Origin of the sequence: Sphingorhabdus contaminans (assembly GCF_007280415.1) — a bacterium.
GTDB classification, from domain to species: domain Bacteria; phylum Pseudomonadota; class Alphaproteobacteria; order Sphingomonadales; family Sphingomonadaceae; genus Sphingorhabdus_B; species Sphingorhabdus_B contaminans.
The window spans coordinates 1,138,162-1,152,500 of sequence record NZ_VKKU01000002.1; the positions used below are offsets into that span (position 1 = coordinate 1,138,162).

A 14,339-nucleotide genomic window follows, 5' to 3' on the forward strand; every position below is an offset into this window, starting at 1 on the left:
ACGGTATGTGCACTTCAAACTGCATCAAAAAGCGTTTAGAGGGGGCTTATGTCTGTTCCGGTCATAATTTTGATTATCGTGGCAACCGTCCTGGCGATGGAATGGGTCGCGTGGGCGAGCCATAAATATATCATGCATGGCTGGGGCTGGGGGTGGCACCGTGACCATCACGAGCCGCACGACAATGTCCTCGAGAAAAATGATCTGTACGGGATCGTCGGCGCTGTGATGAGCATTTCGATGTTCGCCATCGGCAGCCCGCTGGTTCTAGGCGTCCATGCCTGGGAGCCGGGGACTTGGGTAGGTCTGGGCATTCTTTTTTACGGCATCATCTATACAGTGGTGCATGACGGTCTCGTGCATCAACGCTATTTCAAATATGTCCCGCGCAGCGGCTATGCCAAGCGGCTGGTGCAGGCGCACAAGTTGCACCATGCGACCATCGGCAAGGAAGGGGGCGTCAGTTTCGGCTTTGTTTTTGCCCGCGATCCGGCCAAACTGAAGGCGGAGCTGAAGGTCCAGCGTGAGGCGGGCATTGCCGTCGTCCGTGACGCCGCGCTCTGATTCTTAACTCTCTGGCCTGCGCCAGATCCACGTCAGGGAAATAACCGCAACGCCCACAGGCACCAATGACCACGGTGGCGGCAAGGTGACGAGTCCGATCGCAATACTGATCGCAAAGGCGGTGGCGGCAGACCATTTTGCCCGCCGCGAGACGATGCCCTTTTCCCGCCAGGCGACAAGATGATGACCAAATTGCGGATGATTCATAAGGCGCGCCTCAAGCGCGGGGCTGCTGCGCGCGAAACAGAAGGCAGCTAAAATCATGAACGGTACCGTGGGCAGCAAGGGCAGAACCGTGCCCAATGTCCCCAATGCTACCGATGTAAACCCGGCCGCGAGATAGAGCCGCCTTTTGATCAATATTGGTGCACCGCCTTGGTAACATAATAGCTGTCGAGACCCTCAGGTCCGCCTTCGCTTCCAAAACCCGATTCCTTCACGCCTCCAAAGGGTGCATCCGGCATCGAAATGACAAAGCTGTTGAGGCCGACCATGCCTGTATCGAGCGCGTCGGCAACCAGATTGGCCTGCCGGGCATTTTCGGTAAAGGCATAGGCCGCCAAACCAAAGGGCAGACGGTTGGCCTGCGTGATAGCTTCGTCAAAATCCTTGAACGGGCGAATGAGAGCAACAGGACCAAAAGGCTCGTCCGTCATAATGTCGGCAGTCATCGGCACATCAGCGAGCACGGTGGGCTGATAGAAATATCCCCCATCGCCGCGTTCGCCGCCCGTCAGCAATTTTGCACCTTTATCGGTGGCGTCGCGCACCAGTCTTTCAATGGCCGGAGGACGACGATCGTTGGCCAAAGGCCCCATGATGGTGCCGTCGTCGAGGCCGTTACCGACCTGCACCTTCTTCGTTGCTTCGGCAAATCCCGCCACAAAACGGTCGTAAATGCCCTCCTGCACATAAAAGCGTGTGGGCGATATGCAGACTTGTCCGGCGTTCCGGAATTTCTGTGTCGAAGACAGCTTGATCGCTTTTTCCAGATCGCAATCATCGAATACCAGAACAGGGGCGTGGCCGCCCAGTTCCATCGTCGTACGCTTCACGCCGTCGGCTGCCAGTTTTAACAGATGTTTTCCGACCGGCACTGATCCGGTGAAGCTCACCTTGCGAATGACGGGCGACGCAATCAGATGGCGGCTGACCATGTCGGGCACGCCATAGACGAGTTGGGCAACCGCGCCGGGAACGCCGCCGTCGATCACACATTGCATGATTGCGCTGGTGCAGAAGGGGGTTTCTTCCGGCGGCTTGGCAATGATCGAACAGCCAGCAGCCAGCGCAGCCGCCATTTTCTTGCACATCAGGTTTACAGGGAAGTTCCAGGGCGAAAAGGCCGCGACCGGACCGACGGGTTGCTTGAGGACAAGCGCGCGCTGTCCGGTGGGACGGACCAGAACCCGGCCATAGCTGCGCTTTGCCTCTTCTGCGAAATAGTCAAATTGCGAGGCGCAAGACAGCACTTCGGTACGTGCTTCCGCCAAAGGTTTGCCTTGTTCGGTGGTCAGCAGCACCGCAATATCTTCGGCACGTTCGCGGATCAGGCCGGCAACCTTGTGCAAAATTGCGGCCCGCTCATTCACGTCCACCGTGCGCCAGTGGGCAAATCCCCGGGCAGTCGCCTCCAACGCCTCATCCAGATCGGCTGGGGTTGCCAGTGGCAAATCCGCAATCGCGGCTCCGGTTGCCGGATTGATAACCTTATGGTTGTCGCGTCCTTCTCCGCGCCGCCAGTTGCCGTTAATGTAAAGTCCGAGTTCGCTTGTGCTGTTCATTTGGGAATCCCGCAATTATTCTATGCGGGGCATGTAGGCCTCAGGGCGTGTTATGGGAACCCCGTCCGAGGGAAATTTTCATCAGCCAGAAAGTCGGCAATCCGGCGAACAGCAATGCCATACCCCAACCCAAAGCTTCCCACCCGGCGCCGTAAATGGTCCAGAGCGAATAGAGCATCGCCATTATGATGATTGCGGTGAAGCCTTTCGTCGCCGGTATCTGTCCCCGGATCATCAGGCGCGCCGCGGCCGAGGCGCAGCCGAAATACATGACCAATACGATGGCGGTGGTGAGGACGATCAGAAATTCAAACATCGCCGACAGCGACCGGCTGCTGTTCATCAGGATCACGATGGTCAGAAGGCAGGTCGTAAAAAGATGGGCGTTGCGGGGTGTGCCATTGGGTGCCGCTTTTCCCAAAAAGGCCGGAAACATGCCGTCACGCGCCATCGCGGCGGGCAATTCGCCCTGGCACATGACCCAGCCGTTAAGAGCGCCCAGCGCGCTGATCGCACCAAAGGCGGCAATGGCCGTTCCGGCATTTGCACCGCCATAGGTTTCCACAAATAACGCAAAGGGCGCAGGCGAAGCCGCCGTCAATGCAGCCGGCAGCATCAGGACCACTGCGGAGCAGACCAGAATATAGACCAGACCCGCGCCACCGGTGCCGAGCAAAGTGGCCCGGCCGATCGTACGTTCCGCATTCTCCACCTTGTCCGCCGGCACGGTGGCCGTTTCCAGCCCGAGCATAGCCCACAGGGTCAAAATGGTGGCTGCTGAAATGGCCGACAGGGAAAGGTCCTGCGTCGCAAAAGGCCGCACGACTCCGGTACCTTGCTGCGTCAGGACATAAGATGCGAGACCGATGACCGCGATCAGCGGTATGATCTTGATGATGGTCCAGATCAGTTGCACCTGGCCCGCCAATTTTGTGCCGCTGATATTGATCAGCGTGAACGTCCAGACAATCGCAACCGTAGTCGCCGCGGAAATGCCGGGTTTACCCAAGGCGGGGAAAAGCTGGCTGAGATAGCTGACGGCGCCCGTGGCAATCGCGGCGTTGCCGACCCACATCGAAATCCAGTAAGCCCACGCAATGGCGAAGCCAGCGCCATCGCCGAATGCCGCGCGGGAATAGGCGTAGGGACCGCCTGCCTTTGGCAGGATTCGGCTCAGCTTTCCGAATACCGCGGCAACGCAAAGCGCGCCTGCCACCGTGATCATCCAGCCAAAAACGGAATTCCAGCCCAAGGGGGCAAGGCTTGCCGGCAGCAGGAATACGCCCGAACCGATCATGCTCCCCATGACGAGAGCCAGTGCCATCCAGAATCCCATAGGCCGGCTGGTGGCTGCCGTGTCTTTATCCATACCCTATCCCCCGATGCGGCTTACCTGCCACGCCGGGGGATGAATGCCAACATCTGTTATCAATGGGCCAGCAGAACGGGCACACCGATTTCGGCCAGCAGGAACCGCGTGACGCCGCCGAAGACTGCCTCACGCCAGCGGCCATGGCCATAGGCCCCCATGACGAGATAATCGGGGTGCCACGCCCTTGCTTCGGCCAGCAGGCGTTCCTCGACACTGACATCGCCCTTGGCTGCCACGGCAAGTTCAGCATTAACGCCGTGCCGCGACAGATAGGCGGCGACGTCTGTAACCGGGAATTCTTCGGGCGCTGCTTCGACTTCAGTAATCCGTACCACGTCTGTCGCGGCCAGCAGGGGCCGTGCCGCGCGCACCGCATTTGCGGCCTCAAATCCGCCGTCATAGGCGACCATTGCCCTGTTAAACGCCAGGCTTTTGCACGCAAGGGGAACGGCCAATATCGGTGTACGCGATGCCGTGACTACGTCGCTGACAAGCGCGCGACCCTGACCACCCGCACGGGCCGCGGTATCGTCGAGCGACATGACCAATATGTCGCCTAAGCGGGCGGCGTTGACGAGGGCATCGACAATCGTGCCGTCGAAGATCTGCCAGTCCCACGGCAAGCCTTCAACTTTCAGATGTTCGTCGACCCGGGCCTGCATTTTGGCGCGTTCTTTCTCGGCGGCATCGAAAGCCTCCGAAATGAAGTGCGCGCCGCCAAACATGTCGAATGCGACATAGTCCTGCGGAGGGCGCGGCAAGATCAGAGAAAGATGTCCATTGAACCGTCGTGCGAGATCGAGTGCAACCTGCAACCGGCCGTCGAAGCCGGGGTCGCTTCCTGTATGTACCATGATCGATTTCATCGCCATTTCCTTTTTTCAACACCGACAGGATGGGGGGTGAGTCGGCTTCACATTGTCATATTACTCCCTTTTCCGTCGGGTTCGTTGATCGACGTCAAACTTTACGCAGAAGATGCGCTAAAGGACTTTTCATGTCGGTTATTCTATGTCAGCCCTCCGTCATGGAAACGGGGGAATCTGGAGCGGACAGATGCATGCTTCGGTCGGCCGAAGTCGGCGACGCTGCATCAATTGCCGCAATTTACGCTACGCATGTCGAAAAGGGTAGCGCAAGCTTCGATACGGTGCCGCGCACGGTGGCGGAAACCGAACAGAAGATAAGGGATATAACGGAAAAAGGGTGGCCGTTCCTGGTCGCGACACAGGCGGGCGACGTTGTTGGCTATGCCTATGCATCCCAGTTTCGGGACCGACCTGCCTACGGTTTTGCGTGCGAAGATTCGATCTACGTCCGGGCGGACCAAGTGGGGCAGGGCATTGGTTCGCAATTGCTGGCCGCGTTGATCGAACAATCGACCGCATTCGGATTTCGCCAGATGATTGCGGTAATCGGAGGCGGAGAGCCGGCTTCGGTGGCATTGCATGGCAAAATGGGTTTCGAACATGCCGGGCGGATGCGCAGCGTGGGACGAAAGTTCGGGCGCTGGCTGGATAGTGTGTATATGCAGATCGCGCTGGGCGAAGGAGACGGATCGGCACCAGGGCGCGAACCCGACGAGGGATCTCGGGAAAGAGAGGAGAGATAATGGCGGATTTTAAACTTGTGGCAGATGGTCTGCGTTTTCCGGAAGGACCTGTCATCCTGCCCGACGGTAGTGTCATCCTTGTTGAAATCGCATCCGGGCAAATCACGCGTATCGCGGCAGATGGCAGCAAATCCGTTGTAGCCAAAACCGGCGGCGGACCTAACGGGTTGGCACTGGGGCCGGATGGCAAGCTGTATTGCTGCAACAATGGCGGGTTCGAATATCTTGAAGCCAACGGCTTTCTGGCGCCGCATGGCATTGCAAAGGATTATTCCGGCGGACGGATCGAGCGGATCGACCTCGACACTGGCGCAGTCGAAGTCCTCTACAAATCCGGCGATTTCGGCTGCGTCTTGCGCGGACCCAACGACATCGTGTTCGACGAACATGGCGGTTTCTGGTTCACCGACCATGGCAAGGTCGATTATGCCAAACGGTGCCATGACATTGTCGGCATCTTTTATGCAAAGGCCGACGGTAGTCATCTGGAAGAGGTCGTATTTCCGTCGAACAATCCCAATGGAGTTGGACTCTCACCCGATGGAAAGACGCTTTATGCCGCCGAAACCTACACGTGCCGCCTGATGAAATTCAATATCACCGCACCGGGCAAGGTTGCGGCAGATGCGGGGCCGGGGGGACCGGGAATCCCTGTCTATCGCCCGGCGGGTTATAAATTTTTCGACAGCCTCGGTATGGAAGCCAATGGCAATATCTGTGTTGCTACTATCGGTGAATGCGGGATCAGCGTGATTTCGCCAGAGGGCGAGCTGGTCGAATTTGTGGCCACGGACGACATCTTTACCACCAATATCGCGTTCGGCGGCGCGGACATGCGCGATGCCTATATCTGCCTGTCGGGCAGCGGACGACTTGTTAAAACAAAGTGGGCGAGGCCGGGTCTGAAACTCAACTACTGAAAAGGAATCAATTCCATGCCGAGGCATAAGGAAGCCCATTTGATCGATCGCATCGGTTGGCTCCGTGCATCGGTGCTGGGCGCCAATGACGGTATCGTCTCGACTGCCAGCCTCATCGTCGGCGTCGCTGCGGCGCAGGCAAATCCCGCCAATGTGCTGTTGACCGGGATTGCAGGGCTTGTCGCCGGGGCGATGTCGATGGCTGCTGGTGAATATGTCTCCGTCAGTTCGCAGGCCGATACCGAAAGCGCGGACCGGGCCCGCGAAAAAATGGAACTGGAAACTATCCCGGAAAAGGAGCGGGAGGAACTGGTTGGTATCTACGAAGCGCGGGGTCTGGATCGTGCACTGGCCGAACAGGTCGCCGACAAGCTGACGGCGCATGATGCCCTTGCCACCCATTTGCGCGACGAGCTGGGCCTTGCCACGCATATGGCGGCCCGTCCGGTGCAGGCTGCCCTCGCATCGGCTGCGTCCTTCGCGGTCGGTGCCGCGCTGCCGCTTGCGATGGTGCCTTTATCGCCTGCCGCTTCGTTGACCTGGTCTGTATCGATCGCAGCTTTGCTGTTTCTGGCACTGCTGGGTGCTATTGGAGCGAAAGCGGGCGGTGCGCCCATTGGCAAAGCGGTATTGCGCGTGACCTTTTGGGGTGCCTTTGCCATGGCGGCGACCGCGGCCATCGGGTCGCTTTTCGGCACGAGCGTCGCCTGAGGGAAACCATGCCATATACAACTGTTATTTTCGATTTTGGCGGGGTCATCACTTCGTCCCCTTTTGAAGCGTTCAACCGGATGGAGGCCGAGCGCGGTTTGCCCCGCGATTTTGTCCGCAAGGTCAATTCGACCAATCCGGATACCAATGCCTGGGCAAAATTCGAGCGCGCCGAAATTGATGCGGACATGTTTGATGCGCTGTTCCGGCAGGAGGCCGAGGCGTTGGGCCATAGTCTCGACGGCGCTTCGGTCATCGCCTGTCTTGCAGGCGACATTCGCCCCGCCATGGTGGCCGCGTTAGACCAGCTGAAGCGCGAGGGGCTGACCCTTGGCTGCATCACCAATAATGTGCGCGCCGGACACGGTGCGGGCATGACAAACGATGCGGAAAAGGCGAGGGCGGTGGAAGCGATCATGGCCCGTTTCGACCATGTCATCGAAAGCTCGAAAGCCGGTGTCCGCAAACCGGATCCGCGCATCTACCAGATGATGTGCACGGCGCTGGATGTCGATCCTTCGGCCTGCATTTATCTTGATGACCTTGGCATCAATTGCAAACCCGCTTCCCAACTCGGCATGGCCGCCATCAAGGTGATCAACGGCGAGCAGGCTTTGGACGAACTGGGTGCGCTATTGGCGTTGACCTTTGGTCCGGTTGGCGGCTAGGCGATATAGCGTTCCGTCTCTCCCATATAACTGGAGCATTTCATGGCGAAGAAACTATTCCCCGACGCGGCTTCGGCGCTCGATGGCCTTTTGAAAAACGACATCCTGATTGCCAGCGGGGGCTTCGGTCTCTGCGGATTGCCCGAACGGCTGCTGGACGCGGTGCGTGACAGCGGGGTGACCGGTTTGACCTTTGTGTCGAACAATGCCGGTATTGATAATGAAGGCATCGGAAAGCTTCTGCGGACCAAGCAGGTGAAGAAGATGATCTCATCCTATGTGGGCGAGAACAAGGAGTTCGAACGGCAATATCTGGCCGGGGAACTGGAGGTTGAATTCTGTCCGCAGGGCACGCTTGCCGAACGTATGCGCGCCGGTGGTGCGGGTATTCCCGGATTTTACACAAAGACCGGCGTCGGCACGCTCGTGGCCGAAGGCAAAGAAGTCAAAGAGTTCGGCGGGGAGGAATATATCCTCGAACGCGGCATCTTTGCGGATCTGGCCCTGGTAAAGGCATGGAAGGCCGACGAAAGCGGCAATCTCGTTTTCCGCAAGACGGCGCGCAACTTCAACCTGCCTGCCGCAACCTGCGGCAAGGTGTGCGTGGTCGAGGTCGAGGAAGTGGTTCCGGTCGGCAGCCTTGATCCCGACTGCATCCATCTGCCGGGTGTCTATGTACAGCGGATGATCATTGGCGCGCCATATGACAAGAAAATCGAGTTCCGGACAGTCCGCGAAAGGGAGGCACTCTGATGCGTCGTTTTGCAGCCAGCCTAGTCGCCCTGGCTCTTGCCGGTTGCGCGGCGCAGGCAGAGCAAGTTAGCGCACCGGTCCTCACCAAGGAAGCCGTGGCAACGCAGATCGGCGAAAAGCCGACGCCCTCATCGCCGCCCACGGGTCAACAATGGCTTTATGGTTCAGCCGAAGGGACGATTGCGTCGGCCCAAATCTATAAGGCAATGGCCCAATATGTGCGGGCCAAGGCACTGAACCGCGCGATCAAGACGCAGGTTGTTTTGGGCGACGGCTCAACGCCGGATGCGCCGCGCTTTGAAAGCTGCGGTACCAAGCCACTGGCGGCGGTGTTCGATGCCGACGAAACACTGGTCTGGAATGTGGGCGCAATGCGGTACATGGCCGAGCAGGGCAAGGATTTCGATCCCGCCATCTGGAATGCGTGGGAAAAAAGCGGTGCCGGAAAGGCGCTCGCTATGCCCGGCGCGATCGAGGCTTTGAAGGTCATGCGCGAAGCTGGTGTTACGATTATTGCCAACACCAACCGGACATCGGCCAATGCAAAAGGGACCGAGGATACGCTGCGCGCGGCGGGCCTGGGCGAGTTCAAGCATGGCGAAACGCTTTTCCTGATGGGCGATGATGCAACCGGGTCCAGCAAGGACGCGCGCCGTTCGACCATAGCGGCTCGTTACTGCGTTGTTGCGCTTGCCGGCGACCAGCTGGGTGACTTTGCCAATGCGTTCAACGCCAAAGGCATTTCGGTTGCGGACCGCAAGAAACTGGCGACGCACCCTGCCATCACCGACCTCTGGGGTAATGGCTGGTTCCTTTTCTCCAATCCGGTATATGGCCCGTCCATTCGTGGCGGTTATGACGAGATATTCTCAGACGAAACCAAATGGGAGCCCGCACCATGAGCGGCAAGCCCGTTCCCATTGACCTTGTGCCCTATCAGGAACTGATTGGCGATAGCCGGGAGTTTCTGCGCGTATGGGCCAAGGAAGGCGGTCCGGTTACCTGCTTTATCAATCCGGTTCCGGTTGGCGGTGATCCAGCGGGATTTGGCGTCGCCCTTGTCGATTGCATCCGTCACGGCGCAAAGACTTGGGCGCGTGCCACCGGCATTTCCGAGGCAGAAGCCCTGGCCCGCATCTGGGAAGGTGTCGACGCCGAGCGAAACAACCCGACCGATATCATCACCGAAACTCCCACCACACAAAAAGATGGACTGATACATTGAGCTGGACACGCGATGAAATGGCTGCCCGCGCTGCACAGGAATTGCGCGACGGATATTATGTGAACCTCGGCATCGGCATTCCGACGCTGGTGGCAAACCATGTCCCTGCGGATATGGAAGTGACGTTGCAATCGGAAAACGGGATGCTGGGGATCGGTCCGTTTCCCTATGCAGGCGAAGAGGATGCCGACCTGATCAATGCAGGCAAGCAGACGATCAGCGAACTGCCGCAATCTGCCTACTTCGACAGCGCGGCCAGTTTTGCGATGATCCGCGGTGGGCATATCGACCTGACTGTATTGGGGGCGATGGAGGTTGCTGAAAATGGCGACATCGCCAACTGGATGATCCCGGGAAAGATGATCAAAGGCATGGGCGGTGCCATGGATCTGGTCGCTGGCGTGAAAAAGATCATCGTGGTTATGGAACATAATGCCAAGGACGGCAGTCCCAAATTCATTCCAAGCTGCACCTTGCCCCTGACCGGCAAAAATGTCGTCGACATGATCATTACCGATCTTGCCGTATTCCAGCGGCCCGACCATGCCACGCCCTTCCGCCTGATCGAGACGGCCCCTGGAGTCACCGTTGAAGAGATCGCGTCCAAAACCACGGCACATTATGAGGTCGCGGTTTAACCGAAACTATGCGGCGGAATACCAAAGCGCTTATTGCCCTTGCCATTGCAGGTGGGGCGGTCTGGTATAGCCTGTCGGGTTCACCCGTCGAAAGCCCTGCGGCCATGATCCGCGCGATAACGAGCAAGAAGGCCGCCAACCTTCCCGATACGCCGGAGGAATGGAAAGGCCGGATTGACTATGTCGATCTGGACGGGCGTCTTGCCGCAATGGCATCGCGGCCGGAAATGGCGGGTCTCGCGGTGGCCATTGTCGAACATGGGGAGTTGCGTTTCGTTGGCACCTATGGCGTGCTCGATCGCACCGACGGAAGTCCGGTTACCCCTGCCAGTATCTTCCGCTGGGCCTCCGTATCCAAAACGGTGACGGGTGCGCTTGCGGCAAATCTGGCGAGCGAAGCTGCTCTCGATTTGGAGCAACCTGTGTCGACGTGGAAAAGCTCGCTCCGGTTGCCACAGGGCGCAGAAACGCGGCTGACATTCGCGCAATTACTGGCCCAGCAGACGGGGCTTACCAAAAATGCCTATGACGAAAAGCTCGAGGATGGAGAGGATCCCGCCGACCTGCGCGCACGGCTGGTGGCAGCGCCACTGCAATGCCAGCCCGGCACCTGCCACACCTACCAGAATATCGCCTTTGACGATGCCAGCGAAATATTGGCGCAGGCCGCGCAGCGTCCTTTTGCAGCTGCTGTAAGCGAACGGCTATTTCTGCCTTTGGGTATGACCAGCGCCACCTATGGCATGGCAGGTCTGACGGGAGCCAAGCAATGGGCGCGGCCCCATAACGGGTCTCAGGTGCGCACGTTGCGCGAATCCTATTGGCGCGTACCTGCCGCTGCCGGCGTGAACAGCAACATTGTCGATTTTGCCCGCTGGATGCAGGCGATGATGGGGCAGCAGGCGAAGATACTGCCTGAATCCACCTTGCGCATCACGCATATGCCCCGCGTCAAAACCCCGAGCCTTTATGGAGGGGAGTTGCGGCAGGCGAATGGCGAGGCGAGTTATGGCTTGGGCTGGCGGAACTTCACTTATGATGGTCATCGCCTTGCGGGACATTCGGGGGCCGTCGATGGCTATCGCGCCACGATGATTTTTGAACCTGTGACACGTACCGGCGTCGTCGCGATGTGGAACAGCAATTGGGGGCGACCGTTCCGCATTCCGTTCGCGGTCATAGACAGCTATTACGGGAAGAAGGACAGCCGATGGCTGGACTTCAGCGATTTGCCGCCGTTGGCATCGACCTCCGACGCGGAACAGTGAAAGGGCAAGGCATGGCATATACACTCATCACTGCGAACCGGAACTATTCGAGCTGGAGCCTCCGGCCGTGGCTCTTGATGACGCAATTGGGGATTCCCTTTACCGACAAGCTCGAACCCTTTGCCGCGGTAAGCAACTATGACGCGTTCCGCGCCTTTTCGCCCACCGGTCAGGTTCCGGTTCTGCAGCATGATGGACGAACCATTCATGACTCGCTGGGTATCGCGCTTTATCTTGCCGACCGGCATGACGGGATCTGGCCTGGCGAAGAAAAAGCAAGGGCCTGGGCGATGTGCGCCACCTGCGAAATGCACGGCGGATTTTCCGCGCTTCGTAACGACTGCACCATGAATGTCGGTGTACGCGTTCGGGCAAAGCCCATGTCGCAGGCGCTGCGTCGGGATGTAGCGCGTATCGCAGAACTTTGGGCCGAAGGACTGGACAGTTTCGGCGGGCCTTTCCTTGCGGGCGAGAAATTTACTGCTGTGGATGCCTTTTTCGCACCGGTGGCTTTCCGCGTACGGACCTATAGTCTGGATGTGGGCAAGGCCGGACAGCAATGGGTTGACCATATGCTGGGCTTGCCTGCCATGCTGGCTTGGGAAAAGGACGCCTTGACCGAAAGCTGGCGCGAAGAAGGGCATGAGGAGGAGCTTCGGGCCTGCGGCGAAATTATCGCTGACTTCCGTCAGACATAAAAAAGGGCCACCACATGGGCGACCCTTGTTGGAAAAGCAGTGGGCGTTAGACTTTGTCGCCCAATGCGCCCTTCACCTTTCCTTTCAGGTTTTGCGCTTCGCCGCGGCGTTCCTGCTCAATGCCTTCGGCTTGAAGCCGCGGATCGTTGGAGGCCCGGCCTGCGGCCTGCTTGATGTTCCCGGCAATCTCGTTACCAAGCCCTTTGGCCTTGTCCGTCAATTCGCCCATATTCTGTTCCTTTCTGTGCGACCCGCCCTGCGGAACTGCAGGCCGGTACACAGAATCAATCGCGACGGGCGAAATTGGTTCCATCTTTCAGCGTGGACGCGTTCCCTTCGACCGCAGGGCTTGGGCAAATGCCTGCCCCTTATCCGGCGCAAAACGCAGGAACAGCGACGGTTCGATCAATTCCAGTTCCATCAAGCGGAACTGGCCGTCCGAATCACGAAGCATATCCACCCGCGCATAGACCAGCGCCCCGGTTTGCGTTAGCTGTGATGCCGCGGCCAGAGCCGCTGCGGCGAGGTCCTGCGTCGCCGTGGGTGCTTCGGTCGCTTCTTCATATCCGCCAAACTGGTCCTGCACGCGGAAATCGCCCTTGGCGGGGTGCTTGATGATCGCATGGCTGAACTGGTCTGCAAAATAGAAGAGCGAATATTCCCCTTCTTCAGCGATATTGGGCAGATATGGTTGGATCATCATGCGGTGCCCGCGGACCGAAAGAGGAACCGGATCTCTCGGTTCCAAGCGGAAGGTCCCGTCTGCGCCGCCCGATATGGGGGGTTTAACAACAAGTGTCGCAGTACCGAATGCAGCGCGGGCATCTGTCAAAGCCGCATCATCCAATTCTTCGGCCATCTGGGTCGGAACCGTGGCAATCCCCGCTGCGGCCAATTCGGCCAGATAGGATTTGTCGCTGTTCCAGCGCAGGATGCGGACAGGGTTGCTGATATTGACGCCCTCCTGTTCCAAGCGATCAAGCAATGCAAACCAGCAGGGGCAATCGCGCTGATACCCCCAGGCAAGCAAGGGCGTCACCAGATCATAGGCCGACAGATCATCCGCCTGAGTCCAGTCGATGAAGGTCGTATCGTCGCCCAGCAAACGGACATAGTCGGCCTTTATATGCGACCAGTCCTCTTCATATTCGGGGACGGGGCATAATATGGCGATCCGGGCCCGGTTCATTCGCCGGCCATTTTCAGTATTTCTTTCCATTCTTCGGGACGGACCGGCGCCACGGACAGGCGGGACTGGCGGATCAGTTCCATCGCGGCCAGTTTGGGATTAGCCTTGATGGCTTTCAGGGTGACGCTGTTTGCAATCTTGCGCACCGGCTTTACCTTCACAGCGACAAAACGGCCCTTCTCATCGGTGGGATCGATGAAATGTTCCTGGCTGATCGTGATGATGCCAACGATTTCGAGGCCGATATTGCTGTGGTAGAAAAAGGCTTCGTCGCCGACCTTCATGGATCGCAGATGAATCGCGGCGGTATGATTGCGGACGCCATCCCACATGCCTTCGCCTTCGGCCACTAAATCGTCATAGCTATAAACGTCAGGTTCCGACTTCATTAGCCAATATTGTTTTTTCATGCGAAAGCTCCTGTTTGATCAAAGTCAATTTCGCTGGCCACGCTTTAGGTCAAGGGCTATTTGCATGGATATGAGTAAGATGCCTGTTATTTCACTGCGCCATGACGATGCCGACGCCCTCGGCCAGCAGCTTGGCGATTCCTTCAAGACCTATGGATTCGCGACTGTTGTTGACCATGGCATGGACCTTGCGCTGGTTTCAAAAGCGTGGGCCCTGACAAAAGAACTGTTCGACCTGCCCGAATCGGAAAAAATGGGCGGCTATGACAAGGCGCTGGCCGGGCAACGGGGATATACGCCTTTCAAAACAGAAATTGCCAAGGGCGCCGAATTTCACGACCTCAAGGAATTCTGGCATGTCGGCCGGACAGTTGACCCCTCCAGCCCCTTGGCGACCTCCATGCTGGCCAATATCTGGCCCCCTGTTCCCGGCTTCAAGGAAACGTTCGAAACGCTGTATGCCGAAATGGACAAGGTCGGTGCGCGCATCCTGTCTTCAATCGCCCGTTATCTGGAATTGCCTGCCG

At 58.3% G+C, this 14,339-nt stretch carries 19 protein-coding genes (1 of these 19 running past the window's edge); 12 read left to right on the forward strand and 7 right to left on the reverse strand.

The window, feature by feature from the left end; genetic code table 11:
- Window positions 1–48: 48 nt before the first annotated feature.
- A complete protein-coding gene (locus FOM92_RS13750; RefSeq protein WP_143777396.1) occupies window positions 49–564 on the forward strand; it encodes a sterol desaturase family protein in 516 nt (171 codons plus the stop codon).
- Between the two features lie 3 nt (window positions 565–567).
- On the opposite strand, the gene FOM92_RS13755 is transcribed toward FOM92_RS13750, so the two are convergent.
- Genes FOM92_RS13755 through FOM92_RS13770 form a run of 4 tightly spaced genes read right to left on the reverse strand, consistent with a single transcriptional unit; the run spans window position 568 to window position 4,586 of the window.
- The gene (locus FOM92_RS13755) at window positions 568–921 is read right to left on the reverse strand and encodes a YbaN family protein (protein ID WP_143777876.1); all 354 of its coding nucleotides are present in this window, start codon (window positions 919–921) and stop codon (window positions 568–570) included.
- Complete coding sequence (locus FOM92_RS13760) at window positions 921–2,348, reverse strand: NAD-dependent succinate-semialdehyde dehydrogenase (RefSeq protein WP_143777397.1); 1,428 nt, start codon at window positions 2,346–2,348, stop codon at window positions 921–923. Before FOM92_RS13760 ends, FOM92_RS13755 begins: the two co-directional genes overlap by 1 nt.
- Before the next feature lie 40 nt (window positions 2,349–2,388).
- Window positions 2,389–3,717, reverse strand: a complete 1,329-nt coding sequence (locus FOM92_RS13765; RefSeq protein ID WP_143777398.1) for an amino acid permease — start codon at window positions 3,715–3,717, stop codon at window positions 2,389–2,391.
- Window positions 3,718–3,776: 59 nt separating this feature from the next.
- A complete protein-coding gene (locus FOM92_RS13770) occupies window positions 3,777–4,586 on the reverse strand; it encodes a universal stress protein (RefSeq protein ID WP_170226891.1) in 810 nt (269 codons plus the stop codon).
- A 194-nt stretch (window positions 4,587–4,780) separates the two neighbouring features.
- Between FOM92_RS13770 and FOM92_RS13775 the strand changes: the two genes are divergently transcribed.
- Genes FOM92_RS13775 through FOM92_RS13820 form a run of 10 tightly spaced genes read left to right on the forward strand, consistent with a single transcriptional unit; the run spans window position 4,781 to window position 12,213 of the window.
- Window positions 4,781–5,332, forward strand: coding sequence for a GNAT family N-acetyltransferase (locus tag FOM92_RS13775; protein WP_143777400.1), 552 nt, complete (start codon window positions 4,781–4,783; stop codon window positions 5,330–5,332).
- On the forward strand, window positions 5,332–6,252 hold the full coding sequence (locus FOM92_RS13780) for an SMP-30/gluconolactonase/LRE family protein (protein WP_143777401.1): 921 nt from the start codon (window positions 5,332–5,334) through the stop codon (window positions 6,250–6,252). Before FOM92_RS13775 ends, FOM92_RS13780 begins: the two co-directional genes overlap by 1 nt.
- Window positions 6,253–6,267: 15 nt before the next feature.
- Window positions 6,268–6,963 (forward strand): VIT1/CCC1 transporter family protein, encoded by a 696-nt coding sequence (locus FOM92_RS13785; RefSeq protein WP_143777402.1) that lies wholly within the window; start codon window positions 6,268–6,270, stop codon window positions 6,961–6,963.
- Window positions 6,964–6,971: 8 nt separating this feature from the next.
- Window positions 6,972–7,631 carry an HAD-IA family hydrolase gene (locus FOM92_RS13790; RefSeq protein WP_143777403.1) on the forward strand — a complete coding sequence of 220 codons (660 nt, stop codon included), beginning with the start codon at window positions 6,972–6,974 and terminating at the stop codon, window positions 7,629–7,631.
- Window positions 7,632–7,673: 42 nt separating this feature from the next.
- Complete coding sequence (locus FOM92_RS13795) at window positions 7,674–8,384, forward strand: CoA transferase subunit A (RefSeq protein WP_143777404.1); 711 nt, start codon at window positions 7,674–7,676, stop codon at window positions 8,382–8,384.
- Window positions 8,384–9,286 (forward strand): HAD family acid phosphatase, encoded by a 903-nt coding sequence (locus tag FOM92_RS13800; protein ID WP_143777405.1) that lies wholly within the window; start codon window positions 8,384–8,386, stop codon window positions 9,284–9,286. The genes FOM92_RS13795 and FOM92_RS13800 overlap by 1 nt, the downstream gene beginning before the upstream one ends.
- Window positions 9,283–9,609, forward strand: coding sequence for a DUF5076 domain-containing protein (locus tag FOM92_RS13805; protein ID WP_143777406.1), 327 nt, complete (start codon window positions 9,283–9,285; stop codon window positions 9,607–9,609). The genes FOM92_RS13800 and FOM92_RS13805 overlap by 4 nt, the downstream gene beginning before the upstream one ends.
- The gene (locus FOM92_RS13810) at window positions 9,606–10,247 is read left to right on the forward strand and encodes a CoA transferase subunit B (protein ID WP_143777407.1); all 642 of its coding nucleotides are present in this window, start codon (window positions 9,606–9,608) and stop codon (window positions 10,245–10,247) included. The genes FOM92_RS13805 and FOM92_RS13810 overlap by 4 nt, the downstream gene beginning before the upstream one ends.
- An 8-nt stretch (window positions 10,248–10,255) precedes the next feature.
- The gene (locus FOM92_RS13815; protein WP_246087307.1) at window positions 10,256–11,515 is read left to right on the forward strand and encodes a serine hydrolase domain-containing protein; all 1,260 of its coding nucleotides are present in this window, start codon (window positions 10,256–10,258) and stop codon (window positions 11,513–11,515) included.
- An 11-nt stretch (window positions 11,516–11,526) separates the two neighbouring features.
- Window positions 11,527–12,213, forward strand: a complete 687-nt coding sequence (locus tag FOM92_RS13820; RefSeq protein WP_143777408.1) for a glutathione S-transferase family protein — start codon at window positions 11,527–11,529, stop codon at window positions 12,211–12,213.
- A 46-nt stretch (window positions 12,214–12,259) separates the two neighbouring features.
- On the opposite strand, the gene FOM92_RS13825 is transcribed toward FOM92_RS13820, so the two are convergent.
- The 3 genes from FOM92_RS13825 to FOM92_RS13835 all read right to left on the reverse strand — a co-directional run bounded on the left by FOM92_RS13825 (window position 12,260) and on the right by FOM92_RS13835 (window position 13,812).
- Window positions 12,260–12,442, reverse strand: a complete 183-nt coding sequence (locus tag FOM92_RS13825; protein WP_143777409.1) for a CsbD family protein — start codon at window positions 12,440–12,442, stop codon at window positions 12,260–12,262.
- A gap of 87 nt (window positions 12,443–12,529) precedes the next feature.
- Complete coding sequence (locus FOM92_RS13830) at window positions 12,530–13,402, reverse strand: ATP-grasp domain-containing protein (protein ID WP_143777410.1); 873 nt, start codon at window positions 13,400–13,402, stop codon at window positions 12,530–12,532.
- Window positions 13,399–13,812, reverse strand: coding sequence for an EVE domain-containing protein (locus FOM92_RS13835; protein WP_143777411.1), 414 nt, complete (start codon window positions 13,810–13,812; stop codon window positions 13,399–13,401). The genes FOM92_RS13830 and FOM92_RS13835 overlap by 4 nt, the downstream gene beginning before the upstream one ends.
- Window positions 13,813–13,876: 64 nt before the next feature.
- Between FOM92_RS13835 and FOM92_RS13840 the strand changes: the two genes are divergently transcribed.
- Window positions 13,877–14,339: the 5' end (the start) of an isopenicillin N synthase family dioxygenase gene (locus FOM92_RS13840; protein ID WP_143777412.1), read on the forward strand. Its footprint extends 476 nt past the window's final position; the window shows 463 of its 939 coding nt (coding positions 1–463); the start codon lies at window positions 13,877–13,879; its stop codon lies beyond the right edge, outside the window.

Bases quoted from the DNA above. Each gene is read 5' to 3' on its own strand.
- FOM92_RS13800 (WP_143777405.1), top strand. From the start codon at position 8,384: ATGCGTCGTTTTGCAGCCAGCCTAGTCGCCCTGGCTCTTGCCGGTTGC.
- FOM92_RS13775 (WP_143777400.1), top strand. From the start codon at position 4,781: ATGCTTCGGTCGGCCGAAGTCGGCGACGCTGCATCAATTGCCGCAATT.
- FOM92_RS13805 (WP_143777406.1), top strand. From the start codon at position 9,283: ATGAGCGGCAAGCCCGTTCCCATTGACCTTGTGCCCTATCAGGAACTG.
- FOM92_RS13795 (WP_143777404.1), top strand. From the start codon at position 7,674: ATGGCGAAGAAACTATTCCCCGACGCGGCTTCGGCGCTCGATGGCCTT.
- FOM92_RS13785 (WP_143777402.1), top strand. From the start codon at position 6,268: ATGCCGAGGCATAAGGAAGCCCATTTGATCGATCGCATCGGTTGGCTC.
- FOM92_RS13820 (WP_143777408.1), top strand. From the start codon at position 11,527: ATGGCATATACACTCATCACTGCGAACCGGAACTATTCGAGCTGGAGC.
- FOM92_RS13770 (WP_170226891.1), bottom strand. From the start codon at position 4,586: ATGAAATCGATCATGGTACATACAGGAAGCGACCCCGGCTTCGACGGC.
- FOM92_RS13765 (WP_143777398.1), bottom strand. From the start codon at position 3,717: ATGGATAAAGACACGGCAGCCACCAGCCGGCCTATGGGATTCTGGATG.
- FOM92_RS13750 (WP_143777396.1), top strand. From the start codon at position 49: ATGTCTGTTCCGGTCATAATTTTGATTATCGTGGCAACCGTCCTGGCG.
- FOM92_RS13825 (WP_143777409.1), bottom strand. From the start codon at position 12,442: ATGGGCGAATTGACGGACAAGGCCAAAGGGCTTGGTAACGAGATTGCC.
- FOM92_RS13830 (WP_143777410.1), bottom strand. From the start codon at position 13,402: ATGAACCGGGCCCGGATCGCCATATTATGCCCCGTCCCCGAATATGAA.
- FOM92_RS13815 (WP_246087307.1), top strand. From the start codon at position 10,256: ATGCGGCGGAATACCAAAGCGCTTATTGCCCTTGCCATTGCAGGTGGG.
- FOM92_RS13760 (WP_143777397.1), bottom strand. From the start codon at position 2,348: ATGAACAGCACAAGCGAACTCGGACTTTACATTAACGGCAACTGGCGG.
- FOM92_RS13835 (WP_143777411.1), bottom strand. From the start codon at position 13,812: ATGAAAAAACAATATTGGCTAATGAAGTCGGAACCTGACGTTTATAGC.
- FOM92_RS13780 (WP_143777401.1), top strand. From the start codon at position 5,332: ATGGCGGATTTTAAACTTGTGGCAGATGGTCTGCGTTTTCCGGAAGGA.
- FOM92_RS13790 (WP_143777403.1), top strand. From the start codon at position 6,972: ATGCCATATACAACTGTTATTTTCGATTTTGGCGGGGTCATCACTTCG.